The sequence below is a fragment of the Streptococcus lactarius genome, assembly GCF_016642265.1.
GTDB lineage: Bacteria > Bacillota > Bacilli > Lactobacillales > Streptococcaceae > Streptococcus > Streptococcus lactarius.
On the sequence record NZ_MRXX01000001.1, the window covers coordinates 215,873 to 223,741 of the forward strand.

Sequence of the window (7,869 nt, forward strand, 5' to 3'; positions counted from 1 at the left end):
TTTCTGTCCCACTCTCCCTTTTCTATTCATCCTCTTTATTTTTCACGGATCACTTCGACTTTGTATCCGTCTGGATCTAGGACGAAGTAATAATTTGGGGGATTACCAGGTAGGCCTTTCGGATCCGTTACTTCATAGCCCTTGGATTTGTGCTCCGCATGCAAGCCTTCTAGATCTGGTGTGCTCAATGCTACGTGTGCATAGCCATCACCGATGACATAAGGTCCATGATCATAATTGTAGGTCAATTCCAACTCGTAGTCATCTCCAGGCAAGGCCAAATACACAATGGTAAATTTGTAGTCTGGAAAATCTTTCCGTCGTTTTTCTTCAAAACCAAAGGCATCTTGGTAAAAAGCGATGGATTTTTCTAAATTTTCAACACGTAGGCAGGTATGCAACATTTTTGAACTCATTATTTTTCCTCTTTTCGATTTCTTTTACGACTTTCTGTTTTTGTAGATAATTTCACTTCAAAGATGGTTCCTCTTGGTTTGTTATCTCTGACTTGAATGTTTCCTTTAAAGGCTTCTACGATTTGTTTGGCAAGCGATAAGCCTAGGCCAAATCCACCTTTTTGACGGGTTCTAGCCTTGTCCACCCGATAAAAGCGATCAAAAATCCGCTTTTTGTCTTCATCGGGAATACCAGGTCCATTATCCAGAACTTTGATAAGGAGATTTTTGTCCTTCAATTGAACTTTAAAGCCAATTTCACCATCCTCATCTGTATATTTCAAGGCATTGTCATACAAGATGGTCATCAACTGCTTGAGCAGGATTTTATCTGATGAAATGATCTTGTCGACTCGGTTCTCGCCTCGAAAGACCTTGGCATTTTCTTCTGCGATAATCTCAAAATTTGAGAAGGTCTGATCAAAGAAGCTAGGGTCAATCTCATCGATCTCTGGCTTCAAGCCATCATCCCTTCGGGCAATGTTGAGCAGGTTGGTGGTCAAGAGCTTCATATTTCGGACCTCATCTAGACTTGAGGCAATGCTCTCGCTCGATTCCATAATGGTTGCTTCTGGTTTTCTAAAAAGTGTTTCTAAACGATTTTGTAGAACTGCAAGGGGCGTCCGCAATTCATGTGAGGCATTTTCCACAAAGGCTTTTTGCTTTTGCATGCTCTCAAGAAGTGGCTTGACACTAAGACGAGCCAGAAAGAGACTTGCAAACAGTGAAATCCCCCAGAAGCAGATCATAACGAGGGCAATTTGGCTCTCATTCTTTTCGCTCGTCTGCTCCAACTGGCTAATATTGGTCATGATGACCGCGTATTTGACATCACTCTCATCACCATCTGATAAGCCCAGATCCGTCATATAGGCCCGGTAACTTTCTTTTTTACCATAGCTATTGGTAATCCGGAGCTGTGAAACCTTGTTAAGCAGTTTGCGTCCAAAGATTACAGATTTGAGGTTTAGAAATCCATTTCCAGTTGTCAGATTTTCATATTTTTTATTGAGAAGAACGACCGTTGTATTGGAGGTGACATCTCCTTTGGGCTCTGACTTATCATGATTTGGGACATCCATGACATCGTTCTCTTTATCATTTAGCTTGTCACCCGATTGCCTTTGGTCGCGATTGGCAATGGCCACAATCGAATAAGGATCTTGGCTAAGAGTCTTGAGGTTCTCATCGACCGTCGTATAAAGGCTCGAGCGCATGACCTGAATAATGATCAAGGTCATGGCTGAGAAAATCAGGGTAAAAAGGCCAAAATAGCGGATGAAATAGGAAAAGTCATCTTCTCCGACGGTTTTCTTAATCCTTGTTAACATCTTTTAAGATATACCCCACACTACGCAATGTTTGTAAGTTTTCTACGAAATCCGTTCCTTTTAATTTTTTACGAATTTTCGATACATACACTTCAACAACTGAAATGGTGGTATCGCTGTCAAACCCCCACAAACGGTCGAAAATTTGCGTTTTAGGGAGAATGACATTTTGGTTTTGAAGGAAGTAAACTAAGAGATCAAACTCTTTTCCGAGTAATTCAACTTCTTTGTCATCGATATAAGTCGAATTGGTAGATAAATTCACCTTCAAATTGCCATAATTGAGGGTGTTTTCATTGACCTTACCTGAGCGCTTCAAGAGAGCTTGAATCCGCATCTTAAGCTCTTCAAGATAGAAAGGCTTGGTGAGGTAATCGTCTGCCCCTAGCTCAAAACCATGTCCTTTGTCATCCAGACTTTCTTTGGCTGTCATAATCAAGACAGGAGTCGTCACGCCTTTTTCACGCAGTTCTTTCAAGACATGGAAACCGTCTTTTTCAGGAAGCATGAGGTCCAGCAGAATCAAATCATAGATCCCGCTTTCTGCTTCGTAAAGACCTTCTTCTCCGTCAAAGACCTGCATAACGTCCGCAAAATCATCTAAAAAATCAAATACTGAATTTGATAAACCAAGGTCATCTTCGACCAATAGAATTTTAATCATTGTCGTATCCTCTTCTCTTTCCTGAGTGAGTCTTTCTAATCTATTCCAAACTATTATAACACGACTTGCCTTCATTTCCTATAGTTAGAACCTGGTTTGATGATCAAATTCAGACTGCCTGAGGAAGGCTTATTCTATGAGTTTGTCGTGTTTTCTTTGTTACTTTGACTATCACTCGTCTTGTTTTTATTTTTTGAATTCTTCTTATTGGACTTTTTAGAGGAACCCTGGTTCCCTTCTTGTCCGCCAGATTGATTCATGCCATTTTCTGGACCATTCCCTTGAGGGCCACCATTGCCTTCTTGTGGCATCTGACCAGGTCCGCCACCTTGTGGGCCACCTTGTCCTTGACCACCACCTTGAGGACCACCATCCTGTGGGCCACCATTTTGCTGGTTTCCTTGTGAAGCATGGCCATTTTGACTATTTTGTTGCTGATTGGACCCTTGGTTTTGACCCGTTTGGACCGGTTGAGAAAATTGTTGGTTATTAGAAGATTGTGAGGCGATGACACCGACCCCAAAGCCACTTCCAGCACCGACCAACAATCCACCAACTGCTGCCATTCCAATCCACCACTTAGGGCTTCGTTTTAGAACGACCATTTTTTCTTTGGATTCTTGCGTTTCGACTACTTGTTTTTTATCTTTTTGATTCATTTTTTTACCTTTTATCTTTTTGTACAAGTACTTGTCTTTTAAAATTTAAAGGGAGCTCGATCCTTTAGTAAGGCGATTATACTGAAGAATCCTTAAGCCTTCCTAAAGAATAGCTTAAACAAATCTAAACTTTTATTTATTGGTTGACAAAACATTCCAACTGAGATAAAATAGTTACCATAAAGTAAACAAGAGGTTAACTGTTATGAAAAAAGCATTTCCTTTAGTCTTAATTGCAATCGGTACCGCAATGATTTGCGTTTTGTCTCAATTCACCGTTCCTTTTGGGCCTGTTCCATTGACCCTTCAGACATTGATTATTGGACTCATCGGGACTATCTATAAACCCAGCCATGCTTTTACTGCTGTCTGCCTTTATCTGCTTTTAGGTTTCTTCGGATTCCCAGTGTTTGCAGGTGGTTCCGGCGGTGCCCAAAGTTTCATTGGACCTACTGCTGGTTTTCTCTTGTTCTTCCCATTTCGTGCCTTGCTCACGTCTTTGTTTACCAATGCCAAATCCAGCGTCGTAACCATTTTCCTTGCTAATTTATTTAGTAGTGTTCTTCTTTTTATTTCCGGACTCATCGGTTTCATGTTGGTTACAGGATTCGGTATTCAAACATCCTATGTAAAGGTCGTAGCTCCATTTATCCTTGCTGACTTAATCAAAATCATCATTATCACTATTACCAGCAAGGCGATTTTTGCCAACCTCAAACACCACTGGTATTTCAAATAAGATACAAAGGGCCTAGAGAATATATAAAAAATAGCAACATCTGAAAACAGTTGTTGCTTTTTGTTGTAAGGATATCTCTTCAATCGAATTACTTTTAAATGGATTACTGTTTCGTAGAAGAACCTTCTATCTACCCTCCTTCCTTTATTTTTCCTTATAAAGTACTCTCAAAATCAGTAGCTGTGTTAACAAAATCCAGATGATCAGAATAACCAAGTCAAACAATGAGACGTGACCATGACTATAGACACTAGCTCGTAGGAGGTTGACAGAAGGGACAAAAGGAAGAACATGGTAGAGATGATTTATCCAATCTGGAAGACGAGTTGCTGGATACATGATTGGCGAAAACATCAAACCGATCATAAGAATCAACTGAGACATCAACGTGACAATATTGGGAGAAAAAGTATACGCAATGGCAAATCCAAGACTGATCATCGTAAGACAGATAAGAAATAGAATTAAAACAGCTAGAAAAGATACATTTAAGCGGACAGAAAAACGAAAATAGCCCAGTATAACAGAAATGAACACTCCAGGTAAAATAGCAATCATCCACATCCAAAGATCTGCTAAGGAAATTAGAATTCGAGGTATTGGAAGGGCTCGTACATAGTCTACATGTCCTTCTGACTTCGCATTTGCTATAACAGGTGATGAGATAGTACAGCCAATAGAAATAATTCCTATCAGAACTGAACCAGAAGAGAGATAGTAGGCAGCTGTCGTATCAATCTCACCGATCACTAGTGGATAACCAAAAAGAAGTGAAATAGATAACAGAACCTGAGCTAGCGTAAAGAGTAAAAATAGATCTTTTTGACGAAGATAGTTCCAACGAAGTAAGTAAAAAAATTGAGTCATATCAGTTTGTCAACTCCTCTCTATAAAGATCTGAAATGGATATGTTTTTCTGAGTAAGTGACAGATTAAAAATATTCTTTCTATCCAATTCCTGTGTGATTTTTGGTAGCAGTCTCGTTAACTCCTTCTCTTCTATTTCAATCTGGCAGATCGAACCATTGATAATGGTATAATCTTGGAATAGAGCTAAGCTATCTTTATTCCTAAACTCAAAAGATATTTGATACTGTTTTTGATAGATTATTTGCTGAACTGGTCCTGATTTGATTAACTTCCCATGGTTAAATAAGGCATAGTTGTCAGCATATTTTTCAACTTCTAAGAGATTATGCGTCACGATAATAATGGTATGACCTTTATGCGCTAGTTTCTGTAATAATTGCCATTGTTTTTCACGACGTATTGGATCAACATCGTTCGTCGGCTCATCAAGAAGAATGATGGTCGGAGATCCGATTAAAGCCATTGCAAAAGAGGTCAGGCGCTTTAAACCACCTGAAAGGTCCTTTCCTTGTTTTCTCCGATATTCTTTAATTTCTAAATCAGTTAGGAGTTGGTCAAGTTTCTTTTGGAGTTCTAAGGTGTTTAATCCTCTCATTCTTCCAAGCATTTCTAAATTTTGTTCCACCGTTAATTTTTCAAGTGGTGCATACTGCTGTGACATATAGCTCATCATCGAACGAGCTTGTTTACGATTCTCTACAAAAGAAATATCTCCATAGCAAACGTCTCCTCGATCAGGTTTGGTAAAACCAATCATTTGATTTAAGAGGGTGGACTTACCAGCACCATTGTGTCCTAAAAAGGCTGTAATTTTAGCAGCTTCTATTTCTAAGGAAATATGATTATTAGCAAAATGTTGCTTATCGAATGATTTTGTCAAATCTCTAATAGTCAGTGTCGCAAATGTCTTCATCTCATCACTCAGATCTGAGAAGATTTTCCCAGCTTCCTTCATTTTTGATAAGATTATTGTATAATAAACATATGACTTTCCATGGTTTACGTCATGATTTACCATTTTAGTGTCATAATTAGCCAATTCAATTTGATAGGGGGGACTTATGTTAAATGTCGTTATTTGTGATGACTCAACTAGAGATGCTAGTCAGTTAGAACAGTATTTACTTTCTTACAACAAGGTTCCTGTAGAAACAAAACTATATACCAATCCACAAAGAATGCTAGAACAGTTAACAGGGGATACTCATTGTGTTTTTTTAGATATTGATATGCCACAAATTACTGGAATTGACCTTGCACGTGAAATTCGTCAGTTCAATCCTTTTATCCCCATTATTTTTGTGACTAGCTATCGTGATTATATGGAACAAGTTTTTGAAGTACAGACTTTTGATTACTTAGTAAAACCAATTGAACCTCAAAGGCTAAATAAGGTAGTAGACAGAGTTTTACGTTATTTAGATTTAGGACAAACCATCTTTAACTTCTCATTTGGAAAACAAAGTTACTCTATTCCGTTAAGTGACATTACCTATTTTGAGAAAGATAAGCGTTCCGTTTTTATTTACACGCTAGCAGATACCTATAAGTCCTTACTCAAAACTCAAGACATTTTAGATAAACTACCTGATTATTTTATTCAAATTCATGCTTCTTATATTGTAAATCCCAAATATATCAAAGATTTTGATGCGAAAACAGTGACTATTTTGCTAAATGGAACCGAGGAGCATTCACTTCCAATTAGTCGTAAGTTCCAGTCTTCTTTTAAAGAAAAATACTATAACTACCTCAGTGAAAGGAATTTCTAATGCTAATAGGATTACGGATCATTAGTATCTTGTTCGACTTATTTCTGGCAACTGTTTTATTTTATAGGCCAATATCCAAAAGTAAACAATCAAAAGAGACACTTTTAGTCCTTTGTTGTTGCTTTCTTTTTCATGTGGCTCTTGTGTTTCTATTTTTAGAAAGTCGCGTTTTTTTAGTGAGCAATCTCCTCCTTAGTATTGTAGAATCCTCTCTTGTAGGACTCTATTTTGGCTACTCCTTTCGTGATTCTTCTTTTTGGATATTCTTACAAACAAGCCTGACATTATTAGCCGGAGCTGTTCTCAATCAAGCTATCCAACTTTTTCTTCCACTGTCAAAAGTATCAAAAAATTTAGGACTGATCAGTGGTTACCTCGCCATTAGTTTTCTTTTTTCAACCATCATAACACTTGTACTTCGACAGTTATTTCGAACACATCAAAAGTTAGGCATGGCAACATCTAAAAGAAATTGGCTGTATCAATTTATCGTGCCGATTTTATCGATTATTTTTGCCTTTACTGTATCTGCTATTCAAGGGCAAGTATTTGGACCAGATTATCTTTCTGTCATTTCACTCTTGTCTCTTATTGTATTGTCGTTTTCCTCGCTGTATTTTACCCTACATCTTTCTCAACAACAGCACGCTTATTATCAAAATAAACTAGATAAAGAACAGCTTCAATTCCAATTAAGAGAAACACAACAGTCTCAAGAGGAATACCAACGATTGCAAAGTCTTCGGCATGACTTAAAAAATAAACATTTAACTCTGTTGGCACTTCTAGAAGAAAATCCAGATGAGGCTAAAGAGTATCTTCACTCGTTAACTGATAGTATTTCAGGAAAACAAACTTTTTACTCCAAAAATCCAACAATTAATTTTTTACTGAATCAAAAACTGCACAATGTGGAAGATGAAATTGAATTGGAAATTGACTGCTTTGTCCCTCAAGAATTATCTATTCAGCCTGATATTCTAGCTGTTATTTTAGGAAATTGTTTAGATAATGGTATTTCAGCCTGTCTTCGAATAACTGATAAATCGGAGAGAATATTGGCTCTGAATATACGTTATTTTCAACAAAACCTATTTATTTCGATCAACAATACCTTTAATGAACAAGAACAAGAGACTCGTAAAACACGTCAAAGAGATGGTTGGGGCTTACGAAACGTTGATGCTCTAGTACAAGAATACCAAGGAACTATTAAGCGTTTCAAAGAAAATGGCCACTATCGAACGGAGATCCTCTTACCAAGTCCAATAAACGAATGATCCTTCTCCTTCGATATCCAATACAGATGATTCATTGAACAACAAAAGATGAGGCTGGGACAAAAGTCCTAGCCTCATCTTTTGTTTTTGGATTGTCGA

General features: G+C 37.8%; 9 protein-coding genes. 3 read left to right on the forward strand and 6 right to left on the reverse strand.

Annotated features, from left to right (window positions below):
- Positions 1-35: 35 nt before the first annotated feature.
- From gloA to BTU61_RS01125, 4 genes are all read right to left on the reverse strand, one after another.
- On the reverse strand, positions 36-416 hold the full coding sequence (gloA, locus tag BTU61_RS01110; protein ID WP_200771976.1) for a lactoylglutathione lyase: 381 nt from the start codon (positions 414-416) through the stop codon (positions 36-38).
- Positions 416-1,786 (reverse strand): sensor histidine kinase, encoded by a 1,371-nt coding sequence (locus BTU61_RS01115; protein ID WP_200771977.1) that lies wholly within the window; start codon positions 1,784-1,786, stop codon positions 416-418. The genes gloA and BTU61_RS01115 overlap by 1 nt, the downstream gene beginning before the upstream one ends.
- A complete protein-coding gene (locus tag BTU61_RS01120; RefSeq protein ID WP_200771978.1) occupies positions 1,770-2,450 on the reverse strand; it encodes a response regulator transcription factor in 681 nt (226 codons plus the stop codon). The genes BTU61_RS01115 and BTU61_RS01120 overlap by 17 nt, the downstream gene beginning before the upstream one ends.
- Before the next feature lie 134 nt (positions 2,451-2,584).
- Positions 2,585-3,109, reverse strand: coding sequence for a hypothetical protein (locus tag BTU61_RS01125; RefSeq protein ID WP_200771979.1), 525 nt, complete (start codon positions 3,107-3,109; stop codon positions 2,585-2,587).
- Between the two features lie 205 nt (positions 3,110-3,314).
- On the opposite strand from BTU61_RS01125, the gene BTU61_RS01130 reads away from it, so the two are divergent.
- The gene (locus BTU61_RS01130; protein ID WP_200771980.1) at positions 3,315-3,848 is read left to right on the forward strand and encodes a biotin transporter BioY; all 534 of its coding nucleotides are present in this window, start codon (positions 3,315-3,317) and stop codon (positions 3,846-3,848) included.
- Positions 3,849-3,992: 144 nt separating this feature from the next.
- On the opposite strand, the gene BTU61_RS01135 is transcribed toward BTU61_RS01130, so the two are convergent.
- Positions 3,993-4,715 carry an ABC transporter permease gene (locus BTU61_RS01135; RefSeq protein ID WP_200771981.1) on the reverse strand — a complete coding sequence of 241 codons (723 nt, stop codon included), beginning with the start codon at positions 4,713-4,715 and terminating at the stop codon, positions 3,993-3,995.
- Position 4,716: 1 nt separating this feature from the next.
- Positions 4,717-5,673 (reverse strand): ABC transporter ATP-binding protein, encoded by a 957-nt coding sequence (locus tag BTU61_RS01140; RefSeq protein ID WP_200772070.1) that lies wholly within the window; start codon positions 5,671-5,673, stop codon positions 4,717-4,719.
- Between the two features lie 106 nt (positions 5,674-5,779).
- Between BTU61_RS01140 and BTU61_RS01145 the strand changes: the two genes are divergently transcribed.
- Both BTU61_RS01145 and BTU61_RS01150 read left to right on the forward strand, forming a co-directional pair.
- The gene (locus tag BTU61_RS01145; RefSeq protein WP_200771982.1) at positions 5,780-6,490 is read left to right on the forward strand and encodes a LytR/AlgR family response regulator transcription factor; all 711 of its coding nucleotides are present in this window, start codon (positions 5,780-5,782) and stop codon (positions 6,488-6,490) included.
- The gene (locus BTU61_RS01150; protein ID WP_200771983.1) at positions 6,490-7,770 is read left to right on the forward strand and encodes a sensor histidine kinase; all 1,281 of its coding nucleotides are present in this window, start codon (positions 6,490-6,492) and stop codon (positions 7,768-7,770) included. Before BTU61_RS01145 ends, BTU61_RS01150 begins: the two co-directional genes overlap by 1 nt.
- The last annotated feature ends 99 nt before the right edge of the window (positions 7,771-7,869 follow it).